The organism is Simplicispira lacusdiani (genome assembly GCF_003604195.1).
Classification (GTDB): Bacteria; Pseudomonadota; Gammaproteobacteria; order Burkholderiales; family Burkholderiaceae_C; genus Simplicispira; species Simplicispira lacusdiani.
In genome coordinates this window covers 34362-59265 of sequence record NZ_QXGR01000014.1, presented here as the reverse complement: position 1 = coordinate 59265, position 24904 = coordinate 34362, and the positions used below count along the sequence as shown (strand labels likewise).

24 protein-coding genes are annotated in these 24904 nt (G+C 67.2%); 17 read left to right on the top strand and 7 right to left on the bottom strand.

All coding sequences use genetic code 11. The features are described 5' to 3' along the window. Window positions 1-191 precede the first annotated feature (191 nt). Window positions 192-2561: an RNA polymerase sigma factor RpoD gene (gene rpoD, locus D8S75_RS16255; protein WP_119967454.1), complete on the top strand. Its 2370-nt coding sequence runs from the start codon at window positions 192-194 to the stop codon at window positions 2559-2561. A 76-nt stretch (window positions 2562-2637) separates the two neighbouring features. Beyond that, a complete protein-coding gene (locus D8S75_RS16250) occupies window positions 2638-3321 on the top strand; it encodes a DNA-3-methyladenine glycosylase I (protein ID WP_119967420.1) in 684 nt (227 codons plus the stop codon). 90 nt (window positions 3322-3411) lie between these two features. Here D8S75_RS16250 and D8S75_RS16245 read toward each other — a convergent pair whose 3' ends face one another. Next, window positions 3412-4647 (bottom strand): CaiB/BaiF CoA transferase family protein, encoded by a 1236-nt coding sequence (locus D8S75_RS16245; protein ID WP_119967419.1) that lies wholly within the window; start codon window positions 4645-4647, stop codon window positions 3412-3414. A gap of 267 nt (window positions 4648-4914) precedes the next feature. Here D8S75_RS16245 and D8S75_RS16240 point away from each other — a divergent pair, with 267 nt between their 5' ends. Continuing rightward, window positions 4915-5220, top strand: coding sequence for a winged helix-turn-helix transcriptional regulator (locus tag D8S75_RS16240; RefSeq protein WP_119967418.1), 306 nt, complete (start codon window positions 4915-4917; stop codon window positions 5218-5220). 115 nt (window positions 5221-5335) lie between these two features. Further along, complete coding sequence (locus tag D8S75_RS16235; RefSeq protein ID WP_119967417.1) at window positions 5336-5695, top strand: FKBP-type peptidyl-prolyl cis-trans isomerase; 360 nt, start codon at window positions 5336-5338, stop codon at window positions 5693-5695. 68 nt (window positions 5696-5763) lie between these two features. Here D8S75_RS16235 and D8S75_RS16230 read toward each other — a convergent pair whose 3' ends face one another. The 4 genes from D8S75_RS16230 to ppsA all read right to left on the bottom strand — a co-directional run bounded on the left by D8S75_RS16230 (window position 5764) and on the right by ppsA (window position 11200). Continuing rightward, on the bottom strand, window positions 5764-6237 hold the full coding sequence (locus D8S75_RS16230) for a hypothetical protein (protein ID WP_119967416.1): 474 nt from the start codon (window positions 6235-6237) through the stop codon (window positions 5764-5766). A gap of 138 nt (window positions 6238-6375) precedes the next feature. Further along, the gene (locus D8S75_RS16225) at window positions 6376-8469 is read right to left on the bottom strand and encodes a VC_2705 family sodium/solute symporter (RefSeq protein WP_119967415.1); all 2094 of its coding nucleotides are present in this window, start codon (window positions 8467-8469) and stop codon (window positions 6376-6378) included. Continuing rightward, window positions 8462-8782, bottom strand: a complete 321-nt coding sequence (locus D8S75_RS16220) for a DUF4212 domain-containing protein (RefSeq protein ID WP_119967414.1) — start codon at window positions 8780-8782, stop codon at window positions 8462-8464. The genes D8S75_RS16225 and D8S75_RS16220 overlap by 8 nt, the downstream gene beginning before the upstream one ends. A gap of 27 nt (window positions 8783-8809) precedes the next feature. After that, the gene (ppsA, locus tag D8S75_RS16215) at window positions 8810-11200 is read right to left on the bottom strand and encodes a phosphoenolpyruvate synthase (protein WP_119967413.1); all 2391 of its coding nucleotides are present in this window, start codon (window positions 11198-11200) and stop codon (window positions 8810-8812) included. Between the two features lie 192 nt (window positions 11201-11392). Here ppsA and ppsR point away from each other — a divergent pair, with 192 nt between their 5' ends. The 3 genes from ppsR (at window position 11393) to D8S75_RS16200 (ending at window position 14334) form a co-directional block, all read left to right on the top strand. Then, window positions 11393-12214: a posphoenolpyruvate synthetase regulatory kinase/phosphorylase PpsR gene (gene ppsR, locus D8S75_RS16210; RefSeq protein WP_119967411.1), complete on the top strand. Its 822-nt coding sequence runs from the start codon at window positions 11393-11395 to the stop codon at window positions 12212-12214. Between the two features lie 354 nt (window positions 12215-12568). After that, a complete protein-coding gene (locus D8S75_RS16205; protein ID WP_119967409.1) occupies window positions 12569-13762 on the top strand; it encodes a hypothetical protein in 1194 nt (397 codons plus the stop codon). Beyond that, on the top strand, window positions 13759-14334 hold the full coding sequence (locus D8S75_RS16200; protein WP_119967407.1) for a hypothetical protein: 576 nt from the start codon (window positions 13759-13761) through the stop codon (window positions 14332-14334). The genes D8S75_RS16205 and D8S75_RS16200 overlap by 4 nt, the downstream gene beginning before the upstream one ends. A 438-nt stretch (window positions 14335-14772) precedes the next feature. Here D8S75_RS16200 and D8S75_RS16195 read toward each other — a convergent pair whose 3' ends face one another. After that, on the bottom strand, window positions 14773-15657 hold the full coding sequence (locus tag D8S75_RS16195) for a LysR family transcriptional regulator (RefSeq protein ID WP_119967405.1): 885 nt from the start codon (window positions 15655-15657) through the stop codon (window positions 14773-14775). Between the two features lie 127 nt (window positions 15658-15784). On the opposite strand from D8S75_RS16195, the gene D8S75_RS16190 reads away from it, so the two are divergent. The 3 genes from D8S75_RS16190 to D8S75_RS16180 are packed head-to-tail and all read left to right on the top strand — an operon-like array spanning window position 15785 to window position 17784. Next, complete coding sequence (locus D8S75_RS16190) at window positions 15785-16291, top strand: universal stress protein (protein ID WP_119967404.1); 507 nt, start codon at window positions 15785-15787, stop codon at window positions 16289-16291. 6 nt (window positions 16292-16297) lie between these two features. Continuing rightward, window positions 16298-17272: a TerC family protein gene (locus tag D8S75_RS16185; RefSeq protein WP_119967403.1), complete on the top strand. Its 975-nt coding sequence runs from the start codon at window positions 16298-16300 to the stop codon at window positions 17270-17272. Beyond that, window positions 17269-17784: a universal stress protein gene (locus D8S75_RS16180; RefSeq protein WP_119967401.1), complete on the top strand. Its 516-nt coding sequence runs from the start codon at window positions 17269-17271 to the stop codon at window positions 17782-17784. The genes D8S75_RS16185 and D8S75_RS16180 overlap by 4 nt, the downstream gene beginning before the upstream one ends. Window positions 17785-17917: 133 nt before the next feature. On the opposite strand, the gene D8S75_RS16175 is transcribed toward D8S75_RS16180, so the two are convergent. Beyond that, window positions 17918-18622 carry a TetR/AcrR family transcriptional regulator gene (locus D8S75_RS16175; protein ID WP_157982672.1) on the bottom strand — a complete coding sequence of 235 codons (705 nt, stop codon included), beginning with the start codon at window positions 18620-18622 and terminating at the stop codon, window positions 17918-17920. 144 nt (window positions 18623-18766) lie between these two features. On the opposite strand from D8S75_RS16175, the gene D8S75_RS16170 reads away from it, so the two are divergent. The 7 genes from D8S75_RS16170 to D8S75_RS16140 all read left to right on the top strand — a co-directional run bounded on the left by D8S75_RS16170 (window position 18767) and on the right by D8S75_RS16140 (window position 24767). Further along, window positions 18767-19177 carry a c-type cytochrome gene (locus D8S75_RS16170; protein ID WP_119967398.1) on the top strand — a complete coding sequence of 137 codons (411 nt, stop codon included), beginning with the start codon at window positions 18767-18769 and terminating at the stop codon, window positions 19175-19177. Next, entirely contained in the window at window positions 19174-20583 is a 1410-nt protein-coding gene (locus D8S75_RS16165; protein WP_119967396.1) for a D-arabinono-1,4-lactone oxidase, read from the top strand. The genes D8S75_RS16170 and D8S75_RS16165 overlap by 4 nt, the downstream gene beginning before the upstream one ends. Next, window positions 20580-21872, top strand: coding sequence for an alanine racemase (locus tag D8S75_RS16160; RefSeq protein WP_119967394.1), 1293 nt, complete (start codon window positions 20580-20582; stop codon window positions 21870-21872). Before D8S75_RS16165 ends, D8S75_RS16160 begins: the two co-directional genes overlap by 4 nt. Before the next feature lie 25 nt (window positions 21873-21897). Continuing rightward, window positions 21898-22329 (top strand): DUF2147 domain-containing protein, encoded by a 432-nt coding sequence (locus tag D8S75_RS16155; RefSeq protein WP_119967393.1) that lies wholly within the window; start codon window positions 21898-21900, stop codon window positions 22327-22329. A gap of 48 nt (window positions 22330-22377) precedes the next feature. Further along, window positions 22378-23295: a TorF family putative porin gene (locus tag D8S75_RS16150; RefSeq protein WP_157982671.1), complete on the top strand. Its 918-nt coding sequence runs from the start codon at window positions 22378-22380 to the stop codon at window positions 23293-23295. Window positions 23296-23490: 195 nt separating this feature from the next. Further along, a complete protein-coding gene (locus tag D8S75_RS16145) occupies window positions 23491-23835 on the top strand; it encodes an ArsR/SmtB family transcription factor (protein WP_119967389.1) in 345 nt (114 codons plus the stop codon). 26 nt (window positions 23836-23861) lie between these two features. Then, window positions 23862-24767, top strand: coding sequence for an arsenite methyltransferase (locus tag D8S75_RS16140; RefSeq protein ID WP_119967453.1), 906 nt, complete (start codon window positions 23862-23864; stop codon window positions 24765-24767). Window positions 24768-24904: the final 137 nt, after the last annotated feature.

Here is a 24904-nt window from a genome sequence, read left to right as displayed (position 1 = left end):
CGGGCCACCGTGACGAACGCGCACAACCGCCCACCACACCGCAAGGACTGCACACCAAATGTTCGCCCAGACATCTTGCCCCTGAGGGTTTACCCCTCGAACCGCGAAGGCCCTGCCTTTGCCGTGCCTCCCGCGCCGGGATCCGTGGCGCTTGCGTTTTCTTTGTTTCCTTTTTGAATCTGAGGTTGTACATGCCCGCTCAAAAGTCCGCGAAGTCGCCCAAGTCCACCCCCGGCACCGCCGCCAAGGCCGCTTCCGCAACCGCCAAGAAGCCACCAGCCAAGACTGCCGCGCCCGCCAAGAAGAGCGCCGCAGCCACCCCGGTGGCCCAGAAAGCCAAAACCGTGCCCGTGACCAAGCCCGCCGCCAAGACCCCCGCCGCAGAAGAAACCAAGACCCCCCGCGCCAAGGCCGCCGCCCCCGCCGAAGCCGAGGCCGCCGAAGCGCCCAAGAAGCGCCCCGGCCGCCCCGCCAAGGCCGCAGGCAGCGCCCCGGCCAAGACGCCCGCCAAGCGCGGCCGCAAGCCCAAGGCTGCCGCCGAGACCGCCGACGCTGACGACGCCGACCTGTCCGACATCGAATCCGATCTCGAAGGCGAAGTCGAGGAAACCCCCGAGGCTGCGGCCACGGTCGAGAAGGTCAAGCCCCTGCGCATGAAGATCAGCAAGGCGAAGGAACGCGCCTTGATGAAGGAATTCGGCCTGGACGAAACCGTCCTGTCCGAGGAAGACATGGCCAAGCGCCGCTCGCGCCTCAAGACCCTGATCAAGCTGGGCAAGACGCGCGGTTACCTGACGCACGGCGAAATCTCCGACCACCTGCCCGACAAGCTGATCGACGCCGAAACGCTGGAAGTCGTGATCTCCATGCTCAACGACATGGGCGTGGCCGTGTACGAGCAGACCCCGGACGCCGAAACCCTGCTGCTGACCAACACCGCGCAGACGGCCGCCACCGAGGAAGAGGCCGAGGAAGCCGCCGAAGCCGCCCTCTCCACCGTGGACAGTGAATTCGGCCGCACCACCGACCCGGTGCGCATGTACATGCGCGAAATGGGCACCGTCGAACTGCTGACGCGCGAAGGCGAAATCGAGATCGCCAAGCGCATCGAAGGCGGCCTGATGGCCATGATGGAGGCGATCAGCGCATCGCCCGCCACCATCGCCGAGATCCTGAACATGGGCGAGGAGATCCGCGAGGGCAAGGTCGTCATCTCCACCATCGTGGACGGCTTCTCCAACCCCAACGAGGCCGACGACTATGTGGCCGAGGAAGACTTCGACGAGTTCGACGAGGAAGACGACGACGACGGCAAGGGCGGCAGCAAGGCCCTGACCAAGAAGCTCGAAGAACTCAAGAACGAGGCCCTGCGCCGCTTCGACCGCATCCGCGAACTGTTCGAGAAGGTGCACAAGGCCTACGACAAGGAAGGCTACGGCACGCCCACCTACATGAAGGCCCAGCACGCCCTGTCGGCCGAGCTGATGACCATCCGCTTCACCGCCAAGACCATCGAGAAGCTGTGCGACATGGTGCGCGGTCAGGTGGACGACGTGCGCAAGAAGGAACGCGAGCTGCGCCGCATCATCGTGGACAAGTGCGGCATGCCCCAGGAAACCTTCATCAAGGACTTCCCCGCCAACCTGCTGAACCTCAAGTGGGTCGAGAAGCAGGCCCAGGCCGGCAAGCCCTGGAGCGCGGTGATGGCGCGCAACATTCCGCCGATCCAGGACCTGCAGCAAAAGCTCATGGACCTGCAGGCGCGCGTGGTCGTGCCGCTGGCCGAGCTCAAGGACATCAACAAGCGCATGAACGAGGGCGAAGCCACCTCGCGCGACGCCAAGAAGGAAATGATCGAGGCCAACCTGCGCCTCGTGATCTCCATCGCCAAGAAGTACACCAACCGGGGCCTGCAGTTCCTGGACCTGATCCAGGAAGGCAACATCGGCCTGATGAAGGCGGTGGACAAGTTCGAATACCGCCGCGGCTACAAGTTCTCGACCTACGCCACCTGGTGGATCCGCCAGGCCATCACGCGCTCGATTGCCGACCAGGCGCGCACCATCCGCATCCCGGTGCACATGATCGAGACCATCAACAAGATGAACCGCATCTCGCGCCAGCACCTGCAGGAATTCGGCTTCGAGCCCGACGCCTCCGTGCTGGCCGAGAAGATGGAGATCCCCGAGGACAAGATCCGCAAGATCATGAAGATCGCCAAGGAGCCGATCTCCATGGAAACGCCCATCGGCGACGACGACGACAGCCACCTGGGCGACTTCATCGAGGACGGCGCCAACACCGCCCCCATCGACGCCGCCATGCAGGCCGGCCTGCGCGACGTGGTCAAGGACATCCTTGACGGCCTCACGCCGCGCGAGGCCAAGGTGCTGCGCATGCGCTTCGGCATCGAGATGTCCACCGACCACACGCTGGAGGAAGTGGGCAAGCAGTTCGACGTGACGCGCGAACGCATCCGCCAGATCGAGGCCAAGGCGCTACGCAAGCTCAAGCACCCCAGCCGCAGCGACAAGCTGCGCAGCTTCATCGACTCGCTGTAAGCACGCGCGACCCGCAAGCCCGGCCCCGCCATCGGGGGGCCGGGCTTTTTTGCGCCCACCGGACGGAACCACCCGCATGACCCTCGACTACCCCTGGCTCTACGACACGGTACGAGCGCGCTTCGACTCCGACGAAGCCCTGGAGGCTTTCCTGCCCCGGGCACTCACCCCCGAGGAACTGCGGCGCAAGGGCGATGACCGCTATCTTTCCGCCATGAGCCAGCGGGTGTTCCAGGCGGGCATGCAGCACACGGTGGTTGACGCCAAGTGGCCGGCATTTGAGCAGGCCTTCGCGGGCTTCGCCCCGGAGCAAATGGCGCGGCTCGGCCCGGAACACATCGAAGGCCACATGCAGAATGCCCGGCTCATCCGCGACCGCGCCAAGCTGCAAACCATCCCCCAGAACGCCCGGTTCATCCTGGACATCCGCCAGGAACAGGGTTGCAGTTTTGGCGCCTTCATCGCCGACTGGCCCGGCACCGACACCATCGGCCTGTGGCGCCTGCTGGCCGAGCGCGGCGCGCGCCTGGGCGGGCGCTCGGCGGCCGGGTTCCTGCGCCTGGCCGGCAAGGACAGCTTCCTGCTGACCAGCGACGTGGTGGCCCGCCTGGTGGCCGCAGGCATCCTCACCCGCACGCCCACCAGCCAGCGCGACCTGCAAGCGGTCCAGGAGGCTTTCAATGGACTGCAGCAACGCTCGGGCCGGCCGCTGTGCCAGCTCTCGGCCCTGCTGGCCTTGAGCATCAATCCGGGGTTCTGACAAAAAACCCCACCCCACGCGCCGAAACGCTATCAAAAAGAGAGCTATCCGCGCTTTACTGGCAAGCGCTGCAGGCCAAAAAACCTTGAATCAGGCCACGGCCGCGCCGTCGTGCAGCGCCCGCACCTGTTCGGGCGTGTAGCCCAGGCCCTCCAGCAGCGCCTGCGTATGCTCGCCGCGCCGGGGCGGCTGCAGGCGCACGCCCAGGCGCTGGCCGTCCATGCGCAGCGGGAACAGCGTGGTGCGCGCGGTCTGCCCGGCGCGCTCGCCGTCGGGCAGGGTGATGTCGGCCAGGCCGCCCGTGGCGTTGAGGTGCGGATCGTCGTAGAGCTGCTCGGGCCGCAGAATGGGCGCGTAGGGCAGGCCGTTGCGCTCGAACAGCTCGGACAGCTCGGCCGCCGTGCGCGAGGCCAGGCGCTGGCGCAGCTCGGGCAACATGGTGGCCCGCGCCCGCACGCGGTCGTTGTTGGTGGCCAGCAGCGGGTCGGCCTGCAGGTCGGCAAAGCCCAGCGCTTCGCAGAAGGTGTTCCACTGCGCGTCGCTCACGGCGGCCAGGAAGATCTGTTCGCCGTCCTTCACGCTGAACACGTCGTACAGGCCCCAGGACGAGATGCGCTCGGGCATGGGCGCCGCCGGCTGGCCGGTCACGGCGTACTGCAGCATGTGCTGGCCGACGAGGAAGACGTTGTTCTCGTACAGCGCCGAGTCGATCTCCTGCCCGCGCCCGGTGATGCCGCGCTGCATCAGCGCGGCCATGGCGCCGATGGCGCCGAACATGCCGCCCATGATGTCGTTCACGCTGGAGCCCGCGCGCAGCGGGTCGCCGGGGCGGCCGGTCATGTAGGCCAGCCCGCCCATCATCTGCACCACCTCGTCGAGCGCCGTGCGGTGCTCGTAGGGGCCGGGCAGGAAGCCGGTGTGGTTGACGTAGATGAGGCGCGGGTTCTCCGCGCACAGGCCCGCGTAGTCCAGCCCGTACTTGGCCAGCGCGCCGGGCTTGAAGTTCTGCAGCACCACGTCGGCCGACAACGCCAGCTTGCGCGCCACGGCCTGGCCCTCGGGATGGCGCAGGTCGATGGCGATGCTCTTCTTGTTGCGGTTGAACAGCGGAAAGAACCCCGCCCCGGCGCCCAGCAGGTGGCGCGTGCGGTCACCCTCGATGGGCTCCACCTTGATGACCTCCGCGCCCAGGTCGGCCAGCACCATGCCGCAGGTCGGCCCCATGACCATGTGGGAGAACTCGACGACCCGCAGGCCCTGCAGCGGCAACGGGCCGGCGGCGGGCGCGGGGGTGGCGGGAAGAGGCGCGATGGTGGCGTGGCTCATGCGAACAGCGTGGTGGTGGCGAGGGGGGCGCAGCGGCGGCGAGGGAAAACCCGGCCGCTGGAGGCTGCCATCCTAGACCAATCCGTGGCAGCCCCACAACACTTTCAGCGTTTCCACGGCATTCACGGACCCAGCGCCCTGCAGGTATATGTTTGGAGCTATTAAACTTGTAGCAAAATCGGTTCGGCGCTATAGTCCGCCCAGCGCCCCAGGCGCCCGGCTCGCGCCGTACCGCCGCCCATCACCCCTTGCGCAAGGAGAAGCTTCATGAGCTCCAAAGAAAACGCCGCCATCCACCAGCTGTTCGAACGGCTCGAATGCCGCTACGCACTGCGCGTGCTGTGGGCCCTGCGGGACGGGCATCCGCAAACCTTCCGCCTGCTGCAGGACAGCGTGGGCGGCATCACGCCCAACACGCTCAACACCCGCATCAAGGAACTGCGCGAGGCCGGCCTGATCGACCATGGCAGCGACGGCTACGCCGTCACCCCCTCGGGCAGCGACCTGCTCAAGCGCCTGAACGACGTGCAGGCCTTCGCCAACCGCTGGGTGGCCAGCCGGGCCAAGAAGTAAACCCGTCGCCGGTGCCGCAGCGGCGGCACCGTGATTCACAGCAAAAAGCCTCTAGCGCTCATCCACAAAGCGCCTGAAGCTATTATTTATATAGCAAACAATCAAGGAAACATCCATGGCGCTCACCACCACCGCATCGGGCCTGCAGTACGAGGACACCACCACCGGCGAAGGCGCCGAGGCCACGCGCGGCAGCCAGGTCACCGTGCACTACACGGGCTGGCTCTACAACGATGGCGTGCAGGGTGCCAAGTTCGATTCCAGCCGTGACCGCAACGACCCGTTCGTCTTCGGCCTGGGCGCCGGCATGGTCATCAAGGGCTGGGACGAAGGCGTGCAAGGCATGAAGGTGGGCGGCCAGCGCACGCTCATCATCCCGGCGGCCCTGGGCTATGGCGCACGCGGCGCCGGCGGCGTGATCCCCCCCAATGCCACGCTGAAGTTCGACGTCGAACTGCTCAAGGTCGGCCGCTGAGGCGCCCTTCCCCACCCATGAAAAAAGCGGCCACGGCCGCTTTTTTCATGGGAACGGGGCAGGGAGGCTCAGCCAAACAGCGCCACGTCCAGGCGCGCGTACTTGGCGTCGCCCACGGCCTCGCGGATCTTGGGGGCCAGGGCCGCCAGCTGGTCGAAGCTGCCGGCGCCCTCGATGGCCAGGTTGAGGCGGAAACCGCGCAGCCCCAGGTCGGCCGTGAGTTCGGTGGCGATGGGATAGGCCTCCTGGTAGCGCTCCTGGGCCGAGCGCCCGCTGCCCTGGGTGCCGGACGCCTCGGGCTCCGCCGAGGCCACGGCAGCGCCGGCCGCCCCGGCGGCACCGGGAGGAGGTGCGAGCAGGCCCTGGTCGATCATGGTCTGCACGTCGTCCTGGGTGATGCCCATCGCCGCCGTCGCGGCCAACACCTGCTCGGCGGTGCGCTTGCCGTCGAACAGGATGAACGCCGAACGCTGGCGCTGCGTGAGAACGCCTTGGCGATCCTTCAGGGAATCGAGCCCCGCCTGGGTTTTGACAAGTAGCATTTGTTCCTTTGCGGCCCCGCCTGCGCGGCCCGGGCAGGCGGGCAGGCGTTTCCGTATCAACCGTTCGGTTCAGATTGACAGATATGCAACCATCTGTGAACCGGGGTTTTCCATACGCGCCGCGGCGGCGGCCGGAGGTCAGATTTCGGAACGGATCACCGGCTGGGGCGGCGCCGGCCGGGTCAGCCAGCTCACCAGCCCGGCCGAGACCAGCCCGGCGGGCACGCCGAAGACACCGGCCGAGATCGGCTGGATGCCGAACCACAGGCCATCGGCCAGCAGCCACGGCGGCAGCGCGGCGCGCAGGCCCGGCACATGCGAGAGCATGTAGTACATGGCCACGCCCAGCCCGCAGAGCATGCCGGCCACCGCCCCCTGGCGCGTGGTGCCGCGCCAGAAGATGCCCAGCACCATCACCGGAACGAAGGCCGAGCCCGCCAGCGAGAACGACGCCGTCACCAGCGGCAGGATGTCGGATGGCTTGAGCGCCGCCACGAAGGCCGCCGCCAGCGCCACGGCCAGCAGGGTGAACTTGGTCAGAATCACGCGCTGCTCGGGCGAGGCGTTGCGGGGCCGGTCCTGGAAATACAGGTCGCGCACCAGCGCGTTGCTGATGGTCAGCAGCAGGCCGTCGGCGGTGGACAGCGCCGCCGCCAGCCCGCCCGCCGCCACCAGACCCGAGACCACGTAGGGCAGGCCGCCCAGCTCGGGCGTGGCCAGCATGATGAGGTCGGCCCCCAGGCGGATCTCGCCGAACTGCACGATGCCGTCGCCATTGACATCCTCGATGGACAGCAGCGAGGCATCGACCCGCGACCACTGCGCGATCCAGTTGGGCAACTGGTCGAAGCTGCTGCCCACCAGGTTGTTCATGACCTCGAACTTCACCAGCACGGCCAGGGCGGGCGCGCTGAGGTACAGCAGCGCGATGAAGAACAGCGACCAGGCCACCGAGGCGCGCGCGCCCGCCACGGTGGGCGAGGTGTAGTAGCGCGTGAGCAGGTGCGGCAGCCCGGCCGTGCCCACCATCAGGCAGAACATCAGGGCCAGGAAATTGCGCCGCGTTTCGGTGTAGCTCTGCTGCTCCTCGGGCGTGCCGTCGGGGTAGCCGGCGAAGGCATGGCTGTGCGGCGGCAGGCCGCCCAGGGGCTGGGCACGGGCGTAGTTCTCGTGCATCTGACGCGTCCAGCGCTCGCGCGCCGCCTCGGCGTCGCGCGGCAGCGCGGCCAGTTCGCGGCTGGCGGCGACGATGAGGCCGACATCAACGTTCTGCGCGCGCAGGCGGCGGATCTTGTCCTGGATCGCCATGCGCTCGTCCTCCAGCGCCGCCTCCACGTTCTGCAGCCGCGCCTCGTAGTCGCGCGCGCGCTCCAGGTAGGCGGCCACCACCTGGTATTCGGCGGGCGAGGCCAGCAACTGCGCCTCCAGATCGGCGATTTTGCCCACCTGCTTGCCGTAGATGAAGGGCGCGACCGGGTTGCCCAGCTGCTTGTAGGCCAGCCACGACACCGGAATCAGGAAGGCCAGCAGCACCACCACGTACTGCGCCACCTGCGTCCAGGTGATGGCGCGCATGCCCCCCAGGAAGGAGCACAGCAGCACGCCGCCCAGGCCCAGCATGATGCCGATCTCGAACTGCACGCCGGTCAGGCGCGAGGCGATCAGGCCCACGCCGTAGATCTGCGCCACCACGTAGATGAACGAGCACACCACGGCCGCCAGCGCGGCGATGACGCGCGGCCAGCGCCCGCCGAAGCGCACATGGAAGAAATCGGGCACGGTGTAGAGGCCCATGGCGCGCAGGTGCGGCGCCACCAGGATGGCCACCAGGCAGAAGCCCCCGGTCCAGCCCAGCAGGTAGGCCAGGCCGCCCGCGTGGCCCGGCGTGCCCGAGAAGCCCTGCAGGTACAGCGCGCCGGAGAGGCTGATGAACGAGGCCGCGCTCATCCAGTCGGCGGCGGAAGCCATGCCGTTGTACATGGGCGGGATGCGGCGGCCCGCCACGTAGTATTCCTCGGCGTCCGTCGTTCGGCCGTAGACGCCGATGCCGGCATAGACCATGACGGAGAGGAACAGGAAGATCGGCCCGATCCAGTGGCGCGACAGCCCCTGGCTTTCGGCCCAGGTCATCAGCAGCAGGAAGGCCAGCAGCCCCGCAACGTACAGCGCCAGGATGCGGTGCAGGCGCCAGAGATAGGACCGGTCGGTGCCGGCCTTGCCGTGCTCAGCCATCGTGACGCGCGGTCTCCGCCTTCGCGGCGGCGGCGCGCTCCGCGTCCTGCCGCTCGAAACGGTTCATCGCCCAGCAGTAGATCACCACGATGGCGATGAACACCAGCACCCCGCCCTGCGCGGCCACCCAGTAGCCCACGGGCCAGGAGCCCACCACGAGCGACTCCAGGTCACGGGCGAAGTACATGGCGACGAAGGACACCAGCGCCCACGCCAGCAGCAGGCCCGCCTTGAGCCAGAGGTGGCGCACATCGTGCAGGTCCGGCGGGAACGGCCCCGCCATTTCCGGCGCGGAGGGCTGCTGCGGCTGCATGGCGGGCGTGGGTGCGGTGCCTGGGCGTCAGCCCGCCAGTTGCTGCCAGGTGGCGATCACGCTGTCCGGGTTGAGCGAGATGGAAGTGATGCCTTCCTTGGCCAGCCACTGGGCGAAGTCGGGGTGGTCGCTGGGGCCCTGGCCGCAGATGCCGATGTACTTGCCCTGCGCGCGGCAGGCCTTGATGGCCAGGTGGATCAGCGCCTCGACGGCCGGGTCGCGCTCGTCGAAGTCCTGCGCCAGCAGCTCCAGGCCCGAGTCGCGGTCCAGGCCCAGGGTGAGCTGGGTCAGGTCGTTCGAGCCGATGGAGAAGCCGTCGAAGAACTCCAGGAAGCGCTCGGCCAGGATGGCGTTGCTCGGGATCTCGCACATCATGATGAGCTTGAGCTCGTTCTCGCCGCGCTTGAGGCCATGCTGCGCCAGCAGCTGCGTCACGCGCTCGGCCTGGCCCAGCGTGCGCACGAAGGGCACCATCACCTGCACGTTGGTCAGGCCCATGTCGTTGCGCACGCGCTTGAGCGCCTCGCACTCCATGGCGAAGGCCTCGCCGAAGTCCGCGCTCACATAGCGCGCCGCGCCACGGAAGCCCAGCATGGGGTTTTCTTCCTCGGGCTCGTAGCGGCTGCCGCCGATGAGCTTGCGGTATTCATTGGACTTGAAGTCCGACAGGCGCACGATGACCGGCTTGGGCCAGAAGGCCGCCGCGATGGTGGCCACGCCCTCGGCCACCTTGTCCACGTAGAAGGCACGGGGCGAGGCATGGCCGCGCGCCACGGATTCCACGGCCTTCTTCAGGTCGGCATCCACCGCCGGGTAGTCCAGGATGGCCTTGGGGTGCACGCCGATGTTGTTGTTGATGATGAACTCCAGCCGCGCCAGGCCCACGCCCTCGTTGGGCAGCTGGGCAAAGTCGAACGCGAGCTGCGGGTTGCCCACGTTCATCATGATCTTGGTCTGGATGGGCGGCATGGTGCCGCGCTGCACCTCGGTGACCTCGGTTTCCAGCAGGCCGTCGTAGATGCGGCCGGTGTCGCCTTCGGCGCAGCTCACGGTGACCAGGGTGCCGTCCAGCAGCTTGTCGGTGGCGTTGCCGCAGCCCACCACGGCCGGGATGCCCAGCTCGCGCGCGATGATGGCGGCGTGGCAGGTGCGCCCGCCCCGGTTCGTGACGATGGCGCTGGCGCGCTTCATCACGGGCTCCCAGTTCGGGTCGGTCATGTCGGTGACGAGCACGTCGCCGGGCTGCACCTTGTCCATCTCGGAAATGTTGTGCACCAGGCGCACCGGGCCGGTGCCGATCTTCTGGCCGATGGCGCGGCCCTCGGCCAGCACCGTGCCCGTGCCCTTGAGCTTGTAGCGCAGCTCGGCCTGGCCCTGGACCTGGCTCTTCACGGTCTCGGGGCGGGCCTGCAGGATGTAGAGCAGGCCGTCCTCGCCGTCCTTGCCCCATTCGATGTCCATGGGGCGGCCGTAGTGCTGCTCGATCACCAGCGCGTACTGCGCCAGCTGCTGCACGTCGGCGTCGGTGAGCGAATAGCGGTTGCGCAACTCGGTGGGCACGTCGGTGGTCTTGACCAGCTTGCCGGTGGCCTTCTTCTCGTCGGGCGTGGAGAACACCATCTGGACCAGCTTGCTGCCCAGGTTGCGGCGGATCACGGCCTGCTTGCCGGCCTTGAGCATGGGCTTGTGCACGTAAAACTCGTCGGGGTTCACGGCGCCCTGCACCACCGTCTCGCCCAGGCCGTAGCTGCTGGTGATGAACACCACGTCTTCAAAGCCCGATTCGGTGTCGATGGTGAACATCACGCCGGCCGTGCCCAGGTCGGAGCGCACCATGCGCTGCACGCCGGCCGACAGGGCCACCACGTCGTGGGCGAAGCCCTTGTGCACGCGGTAGCTGATGGCGCGGTCGTTGTAGAGGGAGGCAAACACCTCCTTCATCTTGTGCAGCACCTCGTCGGCGCCATGCACGTTCAGGAAGGTTTCCTGCTGGCCGGCGAAGGACGCGTCGGGCAGGTCTTCCGCCGTGGCGGACGAGCGCACGGCGAAGCTGGCATGCGGATTGCCCGCCGACAGGCGCGCGAATTCCTCGCGGATGGCTTTTTCCAGATCGGCCGGGAAAGGCTGAGCCTCCACCAGGGCACGAATCTCGGCGCCCACCTGCGCCAGCGCGCGTACGTCCTCGGTGTCGAGGGCGGCCAGCTTGGCGCTGATCTTGTCGGCCAGGCCGTCGTAGGCCAGGAATTCGCGGAAGGCATGGGCCGTGGTGGCGAAGCCCGTGGGCACGCGCACGCCCTGGGGCAGCTGCGAGATCATCTCGCCGAGGCTGGCGTTCTTGCCGCCAACGACCTCGACGTCGGTCATTCTCAGGTTTTCAAACGGAACGACCAGGGCGGTCGCGTTGAAGAGTGCAGACATGGGAAAGCTCCAGAAGTTGAAACTGGGTCTGCGCCCATGCCCATAAGGAGCAATGGGCGGGCATCCACGCGCGGGGCTCGGCTTTGTCGTTGTGGTTGTAGGCCAGCGGCGCGCATGGTGAGAATTCGGATAATGGGCGCAATTGTAGGCCCGGGCTTCTGGCAACGGGCTGACGCTTTAAAAAGGGCCTCCATGCACTCGCGCACCGTATTTTTTGTCTCCGACGGCACCGGCATCACCGCCGAAACCTTTGGCAACGCCATCCTGGCACAGTTTGAAATGGTGCCCAGGCATGTGCGCCTGCCCTTCATCGACACCGTGGACAAGGCGCACCAGGCCGTGCGCCAGATCAACCACACGGCCGAGCTGGAGGGGCGCAAGTGCATCGTCTTCACCACGCTGGTGAACATGGAGGTGCTCAAGGTCATCCAGGAAGGCTGCAAGGGCATGCTGCTGGACATGTTCGGCACCTTCGTGCACCCGCTGGAGATGGAGCTGGGCATCAAATCACACCACCGCGTAGGGCGCTTCTCGGACATCAGCAAGAGCAAGGAGTACCACGACCGCATCGAGGCCATCAACTTCAGCCTGGCCCACGATGACGGGCAGACGCACCACGATCTCGAAGGCGCCGATGTGATCCTGGTGGGCGTGAGCCGCAGCGGCAAGACCCCCACCAGCCTGTACCTGGCCATGCAGCACGGCCTGAAGGCCGCCAACTACCCGCTGATCCCCGAGGACTTCGAACGCCGCCAGCTCCCGCCCGCGCTGGTGCCGCACCGCAAGAAGATTTTCGGCCTGACCATCAGCCCCGAGCGCCTGTCCGAGATCCGCAGCGAACGCCGCCCCGACTCACGCTACGCCAGCCTGCAGAACTGCCGCCACGAGGTGGCCGAGGCCGAGGCCATGATGCGCCGCGCGGGCATCCGCTGGCTGTCGTCCACCACCAAGTCCATCGAGGAAATCGCCACGACCATCCTGCAGGAGATCCGGCCGGAGCGGTTGGTGTACTGAGGGCGGGGGCGGCGGCTTGCCGGCTGGGGCTCATCGCATTGCCGCATCCTGAGCAAAAACCGGCCGCAGCGCTTATTTAATAAGCGCTAGAAGCTATCAATACGAGAGCAAAATCCTGCTCGATGCGGCATGGGCGGCAAGTGCGGTCGAGACAGGCTGAGGATCGGCAGTCATCGAGAGGCAACTGGTTTCTGCCCGTTGTGGTCCTTCCGCTCGCGAGCGTGACTGGCAGGTCTGAATGAATGGAATGGACGCAGTTTGCGAGCAAGCCTGCGGTGGCAACCGTACACAAGTGACTGCACCGACCGTTGAGGTCACGGCGAATGATGAAAACCAATCTGGAGGGATCGGAGCTTGTTCGAAAGCATCGTACTTAGGAGTAGCGAGGACGCTGGAAACATTACGCTGGGCGCCATCGCGGAGGCGCTTCTCTTCTACCAAAACACTCGCATCGTTGTCGGGCATGGAACACTGGTTTCGTTTGCGCGAGACGGCAGCCTTAGCGAAATCTTGGCGCTTGTGAAAGAGAAGCGCCTACAGGCTGTGCATTGTGAGGAGACCTTAGCCACCATTACGCACTCGCATGGCGTATTTCAGGCGCATGATTTCGGCGCAATCACGCTGATTGGCAACGAGGAAGTGCGCGGAAGGAACCGGGCAGAACGGATCGAGATCAGTTTGCGCAAAAGCGGCCTCGACGCACTTAAGGCGAAGGCTCAAGCGCAAGCTTTTGTCGATCTAGTTCCTTTGAAGAGCTTGGAGAAAGATGACTATGTAAAGGGCGGCATCCCAAATGCAGCTCGCATGGATGCGAAAGATCGCGCGACCCTGAAAGGGCTCCTGCGTGCAGGACTCGCCGTAGTACCTGGCGGATACGACGCGGGAGACAGTCTTGAGGCTGACTATGTCCTCAGCGACCTAGGCTATTTTCTGTTTACCAATGTTGACTTCGCAGCGGTCAACAAGCGCAGGGCGAGTATGAATCCTGTGCTTGAGCCGCTGACGCCAGCCGCGTTGCTCAATCTCATCTTGTGGTCGCGAGCGGACATGCACTTGGCAGCGTTCTACGGGGGAGATTTCATTACGACAACTGCAAATTCGGCGCTGGTTCGGTGGAGGCAAGCGCACTTGTTCGAACGCGCAGACCGAAATCGTGAAACACGGGAGCAATTCTCGGAACTTGTTCTTGCCGACTACCCAAGCATTCGAGAGGTCATCGACAGCGGAGAACGATCATTTGCTGAGTTCTTGAAGGTCTTGGACAAAGCACACAAGTTCAAAGCTTGGTTGACGAAAACAAATCCGGATCAGAAGCTGATCAGCCAGTACATCGAAGCTTTGAAGGCAGACACATGGGCCGACAAGGCGCCAGTCAAGGCACTTCGCTATCTGTTCTCACTTGGAACCGGCTACGTCGATCCAACCGGAGGCATGGTTTCCGGCGCTGCAGACGCCTTTCTATTAGACCGATTCATGAAAGGATGGCGGCCAAATCACTTCGTCGATGACCGACTTAAACCTTTTCTAAGTTGGAAAGGCGAAGCATGAGCGATTGGGATTTTCTGTACGAGATGCACGACCGTGGCTATAGCGCCGACGAGATCGCTAATGCTGCGGGTGCTGGGGTAGCACCTTGGGAGTGGGAGCACATCGACAGAGAGTGGGTGGACGCCCAACTTGAAGACCAACCTGAGGAGGATGCACACTCGGTTGAGCCCGCCCGGAGCAGAGAGGGCTTTCCGTTCAGCGTCCTTGAGCAGACGGAAATCTTCCAAGACTTGGTTGACTGCGCGGCGCGCCACTTCGAAAACACAGGCCGATACCTACAGGTCTGGGGCGAACTCGGAGAAATCTACGCGGAGATCAAGTTTGGACTTCGCCGCCATGCGACCCACGCACCCGGCTCTGACGGAACGATTGGCGGTAAGCTTGTCGAGGTTAAGACAATCTCACCAGAGAAGACAAGCGACCGTGTACTGGTCAAGCGTCAAGGAAACTTTGAGCAGTTGCTGATCGTTCGCATTGATCAGGACTTCCAGTTCCAGGGCAAGCTCATCGACCGCAGCGAGCTAAAGGGTGGCGCTGGAAAGTTCCTTCAAGGACGACTGAAGGGAGACTAGACCGCTTTTTTACACCCAGCCAAACCGGTCTTGCCCAGAAACTTTGTCTGTTGCAGCGAGCAACGGTGTCCGATGTAGCGGATGGCATCCTTGCAGCGCCTGGGGCATTTGGCATGCTGAATTCTGAGTCAATGCCGCAGTCCGTTGCCTAAGGTCTTCACAGGCATCCGCTTTCAGCCTTGAGCCACCGCCGGTTTTTTTTCATTCTGAGGGTCGGTTGCGGCCGTGAACCGCCATCGCACCAATAACTATGCCCCCGGAAAATCCGCGTTCAAGCCATCCATACGATGGCTAATAGCGCTCCTAACACAATAGCTGCTGGCGCTTATTTGATAATCGCTTGAGCCCTATTTCATCAAAAACCCAAGCTACGGCCGTTGCCAACCGGCAATACAGGTCCCAGCGCGACGGTCCCGCCGCGATCGCCCCCTAACCGCGCTAGCGCTCCACCGGCAACAACCGCTGCACCAGCGGATGCAGCACCTTCTTGCGCGCGCCAATCGCGAAGAAGTGCTCCTCGACGCCCTCGCAGGCGCCCACGCGCCTCACGCCATGCAGGGCCGTCAGGTCATCGTGCACCAGGCTGGCCATCGGAAAGACGCCCATGCCTGCCGCGCCGAAGGTCTTGAGCAAGGCGCTGTCCTCGAACTCGCCGGTCACGTTCGGCGTGATCGCCATGCGCTCGAACCACTGGTCGAGCCGGGCGCGCACGGCGGCATGGCTGGTGGGCAGCAGCACGGGCACCTTGGCCAGGGATTGCGGAAAGCCCCGGCGGGCCCCCGCGTACAGCGACGGGGGCGCGTACCAGGCCAGCGCCGACGAGCCCAGCGAATGGCTGTAGACCTTGAGGTTGGGGTTGGGTGGCGCGGGGCGGTCGGCGATGACCACATCAAGCCGGTGCAGCGCCAAATCGCCCAGCAAGTCCTCGAACTCGTCCACCAGGCACAGCAGCCGCAGGTGCGGCTCCTGCATCACCGGCTGCAGCAGGCTGCGGACCGCCAGCTTGGGCAGCTCGTCGGAGATGCCCACCACCAGGCGCACGGTGGGCGAGCCCACGGCGTCGCGCAGCGCGGCCGGCAGTTGCTCGCCCAATTGGAAGATTTGCTCGGCCTGGCGCAGGGCGGCGACCCCTGCGTCGGTGAGGGCCACGCCGCGCCCCGCAGGCTTGAGCAAGGCATAGCCGAGGGAGCGCTCCAACTCACGCACTTGCGTGCTCACGGTCTGCACGGCCATGCCCAGGCGTTCCGCAGCGCGCGCCATGCCGCCTTCCTTGGCGACGACCCAGAAGTAGTACAGGTGCCGGTAGCTGAAGTCGGGACTCATGGTCCGGTTTTTCAGAACTGTTGTTTCTTGATTATCTGCTTTCACAAACTAGCCGCATCACTATCGTTGGGCCCAGGGCCTGTTCGCAGACGAGCCGCCCATCCCACGAACCTGCAGGAGAAAAGCCATGTTGAGAGTCCTTGTTCCAGCGGATGGTTCGCCCAATTCGCAGCACGGCATACGCCACGTGATCGGCGAGTTCATGAAGAACCATGAGCTTGAAATCCATGTCCTGAACGTGCAGCCGCCATTCCCCCGGCTGGTCAGCGACTTCACCAGCCGGCAGGACCGCAGGGAGTTCCATGAGGAGCAGGCCGAGCTGGCGCTCGCGTCCGTCCGGCAGACGCTGGACGCCGCTGGCGTGCCCTACACCGTCCATTCCGAGGTGGGCGACAAGGCCGACTGCATCGTGGAGGCGGCGCGCCGGCTCCAGTGCGATTGCATCGTCATGAGCACGGCGCGCAAGAGTTCGCTGGTCCGCCTGGTGGAGAACTCGGTCACCAACCAGGTGATCGAGCGCACGACCGTGCCCGTGGAGGTGATTGCCGGCGAGCCTCCCTCGGCGCTGGAGCGCGTGGGCATTCCGGCGGGCCTGGGCGCGGGCATCGCCGTGCTGTGGATGGCCGCCAGCTGAGAAGGTATGAACCCCATCGAATCCCTGGCCACGGGCCCGATGTGGGCCGGCTTCATCGTCTTCGTGCTGGCGATGCTGGCCCTGGATTTGTTCGTGCTCGGCGGCAACAAGGCCCACCGCGTTTCGGCCAAGGAGGCCGCGGGCTGGGCCACGGCCTGGGTGGCCCTGGCCAGCACGTTTGGCGCCCTGCTGTGGTGGTACCTGGACGGCGTGGCCGGCCGCGAGGTCGCCAACCGCAAGGCGCTGGAGTTTTTCACCGGCTACCTGATCGAGCAGGCCTTGTCGGTGGACAACATGTTCGTGTTCGTGATGATCTTCGGCTACTTCGCCGTTCCGCCGGAGCTGCAGCGCCGCGTGCTGCTGTATGGCGTGCTGGGCGCGATCATCATGCGCGCCGCGATGATCCTGGGCGGTGTCTGGCTGGTGTCGCAGTTCGCCTGGGTGCTGTACGTGTTCGGCCTGTTCCTCGTGGTGACGGGCGTCAAGATGCTGCTCATGGCCGACCAGAAGCCCGACCTGGAGAAGAACCCCTTGCTGCGCTGGCTGCGCGGCCACATGCGCATCACGCCGGGGTTTCACGGCCAGGCCTTCTTCGTGCGCATCGACGGGGTGCGGCACGCGACGCCGATGTTCCTGGTGCTCATGATGATCGAGGCCAGCGACCTGGTCTTTGCCGTGGACAGCATCCCGGCCATCTTCGCGGTCACCACCGACCCGTTCATCGTGTTCACGTCCAACATCTTCGCCGTGATGGGCCTGCGGGCGCTGTACTTTCTGCTGGCCGACATGGCCGAGCGCTTTCACCTGCTCAAATACGGCCTGGCCCTGGTGCTGGTCTATATCGGCGGGAAGATGCTGGCCATGCCCTGGTTCCACATGCCGGTGCAGTGGTCGCTGCTGATCGTGGGCTTGATCATCCTGATCTCCGTGGTTCTCAGCCTCAGGCTCTCCGGCAACAAAACCTCCAGGAGCACCTTATGACCCCTGCGGCCATGCCCGACAACATGCCGGCGCCCGGCCTCGAACGGCGCGACGGCATGGGCCGGCTCGTCGCCGTCACCTGGCACGGCACCGGAACCCATGCCGCCCACGGCAGCGCGCGCTGGCTGGTGGCGGTCGATGGCTCCGCCTGCTCGTCGCGCGCCGTCGCGATGGCGGCGCGCCTGGCGGCGCTGGCGCCGGGCGCCGAGGTGGACCTGGTGCATGTCCAATCCTGGCTGAGCAAGGAGGCGGCGGAGACCGGGCTGGCGCGCGGCGGCTGGGCCGCCACGGCCCAGGCCCGCCAACTGCTCGACGCGGCGGGCCTGCGCTGGCGCCTGCATGCCGTCATGGGCGAAACAGCGCCCGAAATCGTGGGCCTGGCCGAGGCACTGGGCAGCCACGGCATCGCCATGGGTTCGCACGGGCTGACCGCCGCCGCGTCCGTGCTGCTGGGCTCCGTGGCCTACAAGGTCTTGCACTTGGCCGGGATACCCATCCTCATCGTGCGTTGAGTCCCGCGCACAGCGCGGCGGTGCGCCATGCCGCCATGCGCCCGCATGAAAGGGCGATGCCCCATGGCCGCCATTAGCTATTAATTTGATAGCTAATGGCGCTTACCCACAGGCCCCTGGAGTCCGTTTTTGTTCACACCCTGGGGGCTCCCGGCCCCTGCCAGCGCGCCACGATGCCCTGCAGCAGCACATCAAGCATGAGGTCCAGGTGCTCGGGCACGCCCTGGCGGTTGATCCAGGGGTCGTCGCCGGTGCAGATGCGCAGCGCCACCAGGCCGTGCAGGCTTTCCCAGACCATCTGGGCCACGGTTTCCACCTCCTGTTGTGCCAGCGCCATGCCGTGCTCGTCCAGCATGCCGGCCACCAGGGCGCAGACCAGCGCATAGGCGTCCTCCGACACATTGCCCTGCTCGATGCTCGAATCCTCGATGGCCGAGGGCGGGCGGCGCTCCATGAACACCAGCCGGTACTGCAGGGGGTGCGCGATGCCGTGCGCCACATAGGCATGGGCCACGCGCCGGAGCTTGCCGGTGGCGCCGCCCTCGCCCTCGCTGGCTTCGAGCAGGTGGCGCGAGAGCTTCTTGAGGTCGCGGTCCACCGACTGCGCGATCAGCGCCGCCTTGTCCGGGAACAGCGCGTAGACCATGGTGGTGGACGCGCCCACGGCGTCGGCCACCGCGCGCATGGTCACGGCCTGCACACCGCCTTTTTGCAGCAGCTTGCGCACCGCCGCCAGCATGGCATTGCGGCGCTGCGATGCCTCGCGCTCGCGCAATTGCTTGCGCCCTGGCGGCTTCGCCGCGCCCTTGGTGTCTGCCTGTCTTGCCTTCGCGTTCAAACCACTCCCCTTGCAGCGCCCCCAACCCGGGGGCGCCAGATGACGTCATCCCAAGCATAGCGCCAGCCTGACGTTCCCGCTTGCCACGGCCCCCTGGAACAAACCCCAATAAAAAACATTGTTTTTTTTGAGATCATTGTTTTCATGAAGTTCCACGAACCTGCCACGCCACCCGCGCGGCCCGCCACGGCGGCGCCCGGGCGGGCGCTCGGGCCGCTGCTGGCGCTGTGCCTGCTGGCCGGCTGCGCGCAGCGCGAGACCCCGCCCACGCCCCAGGAGCTGGCCCGCGCGCAGCAGATGCGCCCGGCCGATCCCGCCCTCGCCAACGCCTACGAACGCTCCTGCATGCTCTGCCACGCCCAGGCCGGCAGCGGCGCCCCGCTGACCGGGGCCGCCAGCGCCTGGGCCCCGCGCCTGCGCCAGGGCATGGACACCCTGCTGGCCCGCACCGAAAACGGCTTCAACGCCATGCCTGCGCGCGGCCAGTGCGCCGATTGCAGCGCGCAAGACCTGCGCGCCCTCATCGCCTTCATGGCCCAAAGCCCCACCCCATGACACCTCCCGCCCCCACCGACTCCGGCCGCCGCGCCCTGCTGCGCGCCAGCGCCGCCTGCGCCCTGGCCCTGCCCGCCCTGCGCGCGCCAGCGCAGGCTCCGGCACCCGCCCCCACCCCGCCCGCGCCCACCCCCTGGCGCAACTGGTCGGGCCTGCACAGCGCCAGCCCGCGCCTGCGCGCCACCCCGGGCAGCGAGGCGGAAGTGGCCGCGCTGCTGCGCGAACACCCCGCCCTGCCGGTGCGCTGCGTGGGCGCGGGGCATTCGTTCACGCCGCTGGTGCCCACCGAGGGCATGCTGGTGTCGCTGGACCGGATGTCGGGCGTCACGGTGCTTCCGGGCAGCGAGCCGCTGGCCCGCGTGCAGGCCGGCACGCGGCTGTCGGTGGTGTCGCGCCAGCTCGACCAGGCCAATCTGGCGCTGCGCGTGCTGCCCGACATCGACCTGCAGAGCCTGGCGGGCGCCATCGCCACCGGCACGCACGGCACCGGCGCCACGCTGCCCGCCATGCATGCCGACGTGGTGGGGCTGCGCCTGGTCACGGCGCGCGGCGAGGTGCTCGAATGCTCCGAACAGCAACGCCCCGAGCTGCTGGCCGCCGCGCGCGTGTCGCTGGGCTGCCTGGGCGTGGTCACGCAGGCCACGGTGCGCGTGGTCGATGCCTTCCAGCTGCGCCGGCGCGTCTGGATCGAGCCCACCGAGGCCATGCTGGCCAACGCCGAGCAACTGGCGCGCCAGCACCGCAACTTCGAGTTCTACTGGCTGCCCTTCACCGGGCACTGCGCCGGTATCGCCCACGATCCCGCCCCGGGCACCGACGTGCTGATGCCCCCCGCCGCCGACGAGGACGTGCTGCGCGACCTGCGCCGCCTGCGCGACACGCTGGGCCATGTTCCCGCGCTGCGGCGCTGGGTGGCGGGCCAGATCCTGCGGCGCACGCCGGCCGAGGAGGCGCGCAACCGCTCGTGGCGGCTGCTGTCCACCCACCGGCCCACGCGCTTCAACGAAACCGAATACCACCTGCCGCGCGAGGCCGGCCTGGCCTGCCTGCGCGAGGTGATCGCGGCGCTGGAGTCGCGCAACGAGGTGTTCTTCCCGCTTGAATTCCGCTTCGTCGCGCCCGACGACGCCTGGCTGAGCCCGTTCCACCAGCAGCCCAGCTGCTCCATCGCGGTGCACGCGGCGGCCGACGAGCCGCACGGCTACCTGGTGGACGCCATCGGCGCCATCCTGCGGCGCCATGGCGGCCGGCCGCACTGGGGCAAGCTGCACGGGCTGCGGGCGGCACAACTGGCGCCGCTGTACCCGCGCTGGAAAGACTTTCTGGAGCTGCGCGCCTCGCTCGACCCGCAGGGGCGCTTTCTCAACGCGCACCTGCGCGAAGTGTTTGGAGTGACTCCCGCATGAAACCCTCCCCCACCCGCCGCCGGCTGCTGTTGGCCGGCTCCGTGGCCGGCTCCGCCGCTGCCGCCGGCTGGGCGCTGCGGCCGGCCCCCACCGGCGCGCCGCACGGCGCCTACTTCCAGGCCCTGGCCCAGGCGCTGAACAGCGCCGACGCGAGCGCCCCGCGCATGGTGATCGACCTCGAACGCCTGCTGGCCAACGCCGCGCTCGTGCGCCAGCAGGTGCAGGCCAGCGGCCTGCACCTGCGCCTGGTGGCCAAGTCGCTGCCCAGCCTGCCCCTGCTCGACCGGCTGATGCAGGCCACCGGCACGCAGCGCCTGATGGTGTTCAACCTGCCCTACCTGCTGACCCTGGCGCAAGAGCGCCCCGCCACCGACCTGCTGCTGGGCAAGCCCCTGCCGGTGGGCGCCGCGCGGCAGTTCTACGCCGCGTTCCGGGGCGACGCTGCTGCCCTTGCGTCCCGGCTGCAGTGGCTGATCGACACGCCCGCGCGCATGGCCGAATACCGCGCACTGGCGCGCACGCTGGGCCAGCGCATGCGCGTCAACCTGGAGATCGACGTGGGCCTGCGGCGCGGCGGCTTCGCCGATGCACAGGCCCTGGCCACGGCCCTGCGGCTGCTGAAGGAAGAGCCCCTGCTGGAATTCGCCGGCCTGATGGGCTACGACGCCCACCTGGCCAAGCTGCCCGGCCTGCCGGGCGTGCGCGCCAGCGCCCAGGCCCATGCGCGCGAGGTGTACGCCGCCTTCAAGGCCCAGGCCCTGCAGGCACTGGGCCTGCAGGACGGCCCCCAGTTCACCTGGAACGCCGCCGGCTCGCCCACCTACCACCTGCACGACGGCCAGGGCGCCGCGAACGAGGTGGCCGTGGGCTCGGCCCTGGTCAAGCCCTCGGATTTCGACCTGCCCGCGCTCGCGCCGCTGCGGCCGGCCGCCTTCATCGCCACGCCCGTGCTCAAGGCGGCGGCGTTCAGCCTGCCGTTCGGCGTGCAGGGCATCAGCCAGGCGGCGCGCTGGTGGGACCGCAACCAGGCCCTGGGCTATTTCATCTACGGAGGCCAATGGCTGGCCGACCCCGCCTCGCCCGAGGGGCTTGCACCCAGCAGCCTGTACGGCACCTCGTCCAACCAGCAGGTGCTGGTGGGCTCGGGCGCGCAGGCGCTGCAGGTGAACGACACCATCTTCCTGCGCCCGCGCCAGAGCGAGGCCGTGCTGCAGCAGTTCGGCGACCTGCTCGTGGTGGCCGGCGGCAAGGCCGCCGAGCGCTGGAGCGTGCTGCCCGCGCAACCCTGATCCCCCAACCCCAGGAGCCCCGACCATGCGCCCCACTCCCTTCCTCGCAGCCCCTGCCCTGGCGCTGCTTCTCGCCCCGGCCACCAGCGCCCTGGCCGCCAGCCCGCAAGACGCCCAGGGCCTGTGGCTCAGCGGCGACAAGGCCGCCGTCATCCAGTTCGCGCCCTGCGACGCGGGCGGCACGGCCGCGCTGTGCGGCCGCATCGTCTGGGACAAGGACGCGGGCACGCCGCAGGACGCCTGCGGCGTGCAGATCGCCCAGCTGCGGCAATGGGACGGCAGCGCCTGGCGCAACGGCTGGGTGCACGACCCGCGCACCGGCAAGAACTACAAGGGCGCGCTGCGCGTGAAGGGCGACACCCTGGCGCTGCGCGCCTACATCGGCACCGAAATGCTCGGCGAAACCGAGGAGATGGCGCGCACGGCCGCCATCCCCGAGGGATGCAAGCCCCGCTGACCCCAACCCCCACCAGACCCGCCAAGGGCGACCATGAGGAGACACACCATGCACAACACTGTTCTGGCACGCCACTGCGCCTTCGCGCTGGCCGCGCTCACCCTGGGCGCCAGCGCCCTCGCACAGGGCCGCGCGGCCCCGGCCGAGCCCGAGGTGCAAAGCTATTCCATCGACACGGAGGTGAAGCTGCTGAGCGACCGCAAGTCGCGCGGCGTGTCCGACACCTTCAACCGGCCCGGCGCCGAAATCACGCTCAACGCCGCGCACGAATCGGGTTTCATCGGGCGCTTGCAACTCGCCAGCGTGAGCAAGGTGATCTTCCCCGAAAGCAACCGCGCCACCCTGCTCGCGGCCGTGGGCTACCGGGGCGGCGACCCCGACGGCTGGCACTACGGCGCCGGCATCGCGCGCGAATTCTTCCCCCAGGCCCGCGCCACGGACGTGCCCACCGGCTTCGACGAGGCCCTGCAGCCCACGGGCACGGCCACCTCGCGCTTTCACACCAGCTACCTGGTGGGCGAGCTGGGCTGGGGCATCCTGAACGCGCGCTACCTCCATGTGCTGAGCCGCGACTACCGGGGCCTGAACACCTCCACCGTCTGCGCGGGCTACCTGCCGGCCGTGATGGCGGGCGGCGACCCGAGCGCGGCCTTCAACTGCTACGGCCCCGGCATGCGCCGCAGCGGCGGCACGCACCTGCTGGACTTTGACGTGGCCTACCCGCTCGACGGCCAGACCCGCCTGCTCGCCCATGTGGGCCTGCAGGCCGTGCGCAACTTCAGCGTGCTCAACACCGTGGACTACAGCGTGGGCATCGCGCACAAGCGCTGGGGCCTGACCTTCGGCGCCGAGATCACCGGCGTGCGCGTGCGCGACCGCAGCCTGTTCACGGCCATGGATGCCAACGGCAATTTGCGCAAGCTGGACCGGACGGCGCTGGTGCTGTCGGTGGCGAAGCAGTTTTAAGCAGCCTGTGCAACGCCCCGGGCCCGCGAGGGCCTGGGCCGTGGCCGGAGGATTCAAAAAACGGCCTTCGGCCTGGGAGGCCGTTCGCCAAGCGTCGGCAGCGACCCGGTTCGATGGCTTCCGGGTCTTGCCACGTGCGCTTGACAGCCGCGTTATATTTCGATTATTGTAGAAATATAGATGCAAGAAGCTCCAATGCCCCAAACCCACCAGCCCTCCACCACGGCCCGGTTCGCGCGCATGCTCGCCGCGATGGGCACCGAGCCCCGCTTGGCCATCGTGCGGCTGCTGCTCACCGCGCATCCCGAGGGGCTGTTCGTCGGCGAGATCGCGGCCGAGCTGGGCATGGCCGGCTCGACGCTGTCGCACCACTTGGACAAGCTCAAGAACGAGGGCTTGGTGACCGTCCAGCGCGAAGGCACCTTCCTGCGGTGCACCGCCAACACCGCCGGGCTGGAAGAACTGCTGGGCTTTCTGTACGCCGAGTGCTGTACCCGCAACAAGGCGGTGGAGCCTGGGCGCGTCACCTGCTGTGGTTGAACCAAACCTTGATGAAGGAGAGCGTGATGAGTGAAATGACGGATGTGAAGGAAGTGGTCAGGCAGAAATACGGCGCGGCGGCCGAGCGCGTGGCGCAGGGCGGTGGAACGTCCTGTTGCGGTGGCTCGGCGGCGTCACCCGAACAGTGGGACCCCATCACCTCGAACCTGTACGACCAGGCCCAGGCGGCCGACGTGCCGGCCGAGGCGATGCTGGCATCGCTGGGCTGCGGCAACCCGACCGCGCTGGCGGAACTCCAGCCCGGCGAGACGGTGCTAGACCTGGGCTCGGGTGGCGGCATCGACGTTCTGCTCTCGGCCAAGCGCGTCGGCCCCACCGGCACGGCCTACGGCCTGGACATGACCGACCAGATGCTGGCCCTGGCGCAGGAGAACAAGCGCAAGAGCGGCCTGTCCAACGTGCATTTCCTGAAGGGCGAGATCGAGCACATCCCGCTGCCGGCCAACTCGGTGGACGTGATCATCTCCAATTGCGTGATCAATCTGTCGGCGGACAAGGACCGCGTGCTGCGCGAAGCCTTCCGCGTGCTCAAGCCGGGCGGCCGCTTCGCGGTGTCGGACGTGGTGGTGCGCGGAGAGGTGCCCGAATCGATCCGCCGCAACATGGAATTGTGGATTGGCTGCGTGGCCGGAGCGCTGCGCGATGCCGACTACATCGCCAAGCTGCGGGCCGCCGGCTTCGAGGACGCGGTCATCGAAATCACGCGGGTCTACACGGCGGAAGACGCTGCCGATTTCCTGGCGGGCCAGCCGGCACACATGCAGCAACTGGCGCGCGAGGTGGACGGCCGATTCGCCAGTGGCTTCGTGCGGGCACGCAAGCCTCTGGTACCAGGGAAGACGGCTGAAGCCGTGGCCCCGGCCGCCGCATCCGTGGCGACGGGTTGCGGCTGCGGCCCACGCTGCTGCTGAGGCGGATCTCGGCCAAGCGCATGCCCGGGCCCTGCCTCAACCCGCCCGCGCCTGCGTGCCAAACCAAAGCGGCAGTGCTGTTTCCACAGCCCGCCGCTTTTATTTTGATAGCTACTGGCGCTTACTGCATAAGCGCC

Excerpts from the sequence above, each read along its gene's own strand:
- rpoD (WP_119967454.1), top strand. The coding sequence starts at position 192 with ATGCCCGCTCAAAAGTCCGCGAAGTCGCCCAAGTCCACCCCCGGCACC.
- D8S75_RS16250 (WP_119967420.1), top strand. The coding sequence starts at position 2,638 with ATGACCCTCGACTACCCCTGGCTCTACGACACGGTACGAGCGCGCTTC.
- D8S75_RS16245 (WP_119967419.1), bottom strand. The coding sequence starts at position 4,647 with ATGAGCCACGCCACCATCGCGCCTCTTCCCGCCACCCCCGCGCCCGCC.
- D8S75_RS16240 (WP_119967418.1), top strand. The coding sequence starts at position 4,915 with ATGAGCTCCAAAGAAAACGCCGCCATCCACCAGCTGTTCGAACGGCTC.
- D8S75_RS16235 (WP_119967417.1), top strand. The coding sequence starts at position 5,336 with ATGGCGCTCACCACCACCGCATCGGGCCTGCAGTACGAGGACACCACC.
- D8S75_RS16230 (WP_119967416.1), bottom strand. The coding sequence starts at position 6,237 with ATGCTACTTGTCAAAACCCAGGCGGGGCTCGATTCCCTGAAGGATCGC.
- D8S75_RS16225 (WP_119967415.1), bottom strand. The coding sequence starts at position 8,469 with ATGGCTGAGCACGGCAAGGCCGGCACCGACCGGTCCTATCTCTGGCGC.
- D8S75_RS16220 (WP_119967414.1), bottom strand. The coding sequence starts at position 8,782 with ATGCAGCCGCAGCAGCCCTCCGCGCCGGAAATGGCGGGGCCGTTCCCG.
- ppsA (WP_119967413.1), bottom strand. The coding sequence starts at position 11,200 with ATGTCTGCACTCTTCAACGCGACCGCCCTGGTCGTTCCGTTTGAAAAC.
- ppsR (WP_119967411.1), top strand. The coding sequence starts at position 11,393 with ATGCACTCGCGCACCGTATTTTTTGTCTCCGACGGCACCGGCATCACC.
- D8S75_RS16200 (WP_119967407.1), top strand. The coding sequence starts at position 13,759 with ATGAGCGATTGGGATTTTCTGTACGAGATGCACGACCGTGGCTATAGC.
- D8S75_RS16195 (WP_119967405.1), bottom strand. The coding sequence starts at position 15,657 with ATGAGTCCCGACTTCAGCTACCGGCACCTGTACTACTTCTGGGTCGTC.
- D8S75_RS16190 (WP_119967404.1), top strand. The coding sequence starts at position 15,785 with ATGTTGAGAGTCCTTGTTCCAGCGGATGGTTCGCCCAATTCGCAGCAC.
- D8S75_RS16185 (WP_119967403.1), top strand. The coding sequence starts at position 16,298 with ATGAACCCCATCGAATCCCTGGCCACGGGCCCGATGTGGGCCGGCTTC.
- D8S75_RS16180 (WP_119967401.1), top strand. The coding sequence starts at position 17,269 with ATGACCCCTGCGGCCATGCCCGACAACATGCCGGCGCCCGGCCTCGAA.
- D8S75_RS16170 (WP_119967398.1), top strand. The coding sequence starts at position 18,767 with ATGAAGTTCCACGAACCTGCCACGCCACCCGCGCGGCCCGCCACGGCG.
- D8S75_RS16165 (WP_119967396.1), top strand. The coding sequence starts at position 19,174 with ATGACACCTCCCGCCCCCACCGACTCCGGCCGCCGCGCCCTGCTGCGC.
- D8S75_RS16160 (WP_119967394.1), top strand. The coding sequence starts at position 20,580 with ATGAAACCCTCCCCCACCCGCCGCCGGCTGCTGTTGGCCGGCTCCGTG.
- D8S75_RS16155 (WP_119967393.1), top strand. The coding sequence starts at position 21,898 with ATGCGCCCCACTCCCTTCCTCGCAGCCCCTGCCCTGGCGCTGCTTCTC.
- D8S75_RS16150 (WP_157982671.1), top strand. The coding sequence starts at position 22,378 with ATGCACAACACTGTTCTGGCACGCCACTGCGCCTTCGCGCTGGCCGCG.
- D8S75_RS16145 (WP_119967389.1), top strand. The coding sequence starts at position 23,491 with ATGCCCCAAACCCACCAGCCCTCCACCACGGCCCGGTTCGCGCGCATG.
- D8S75_RS16140 (WP_119967453.1), top strand. The coding sequence starts at position 23,862 with ATGAGTGAAATGACGGATGTGAAGGAAGTGGTCAGGCAGAAATACGGC.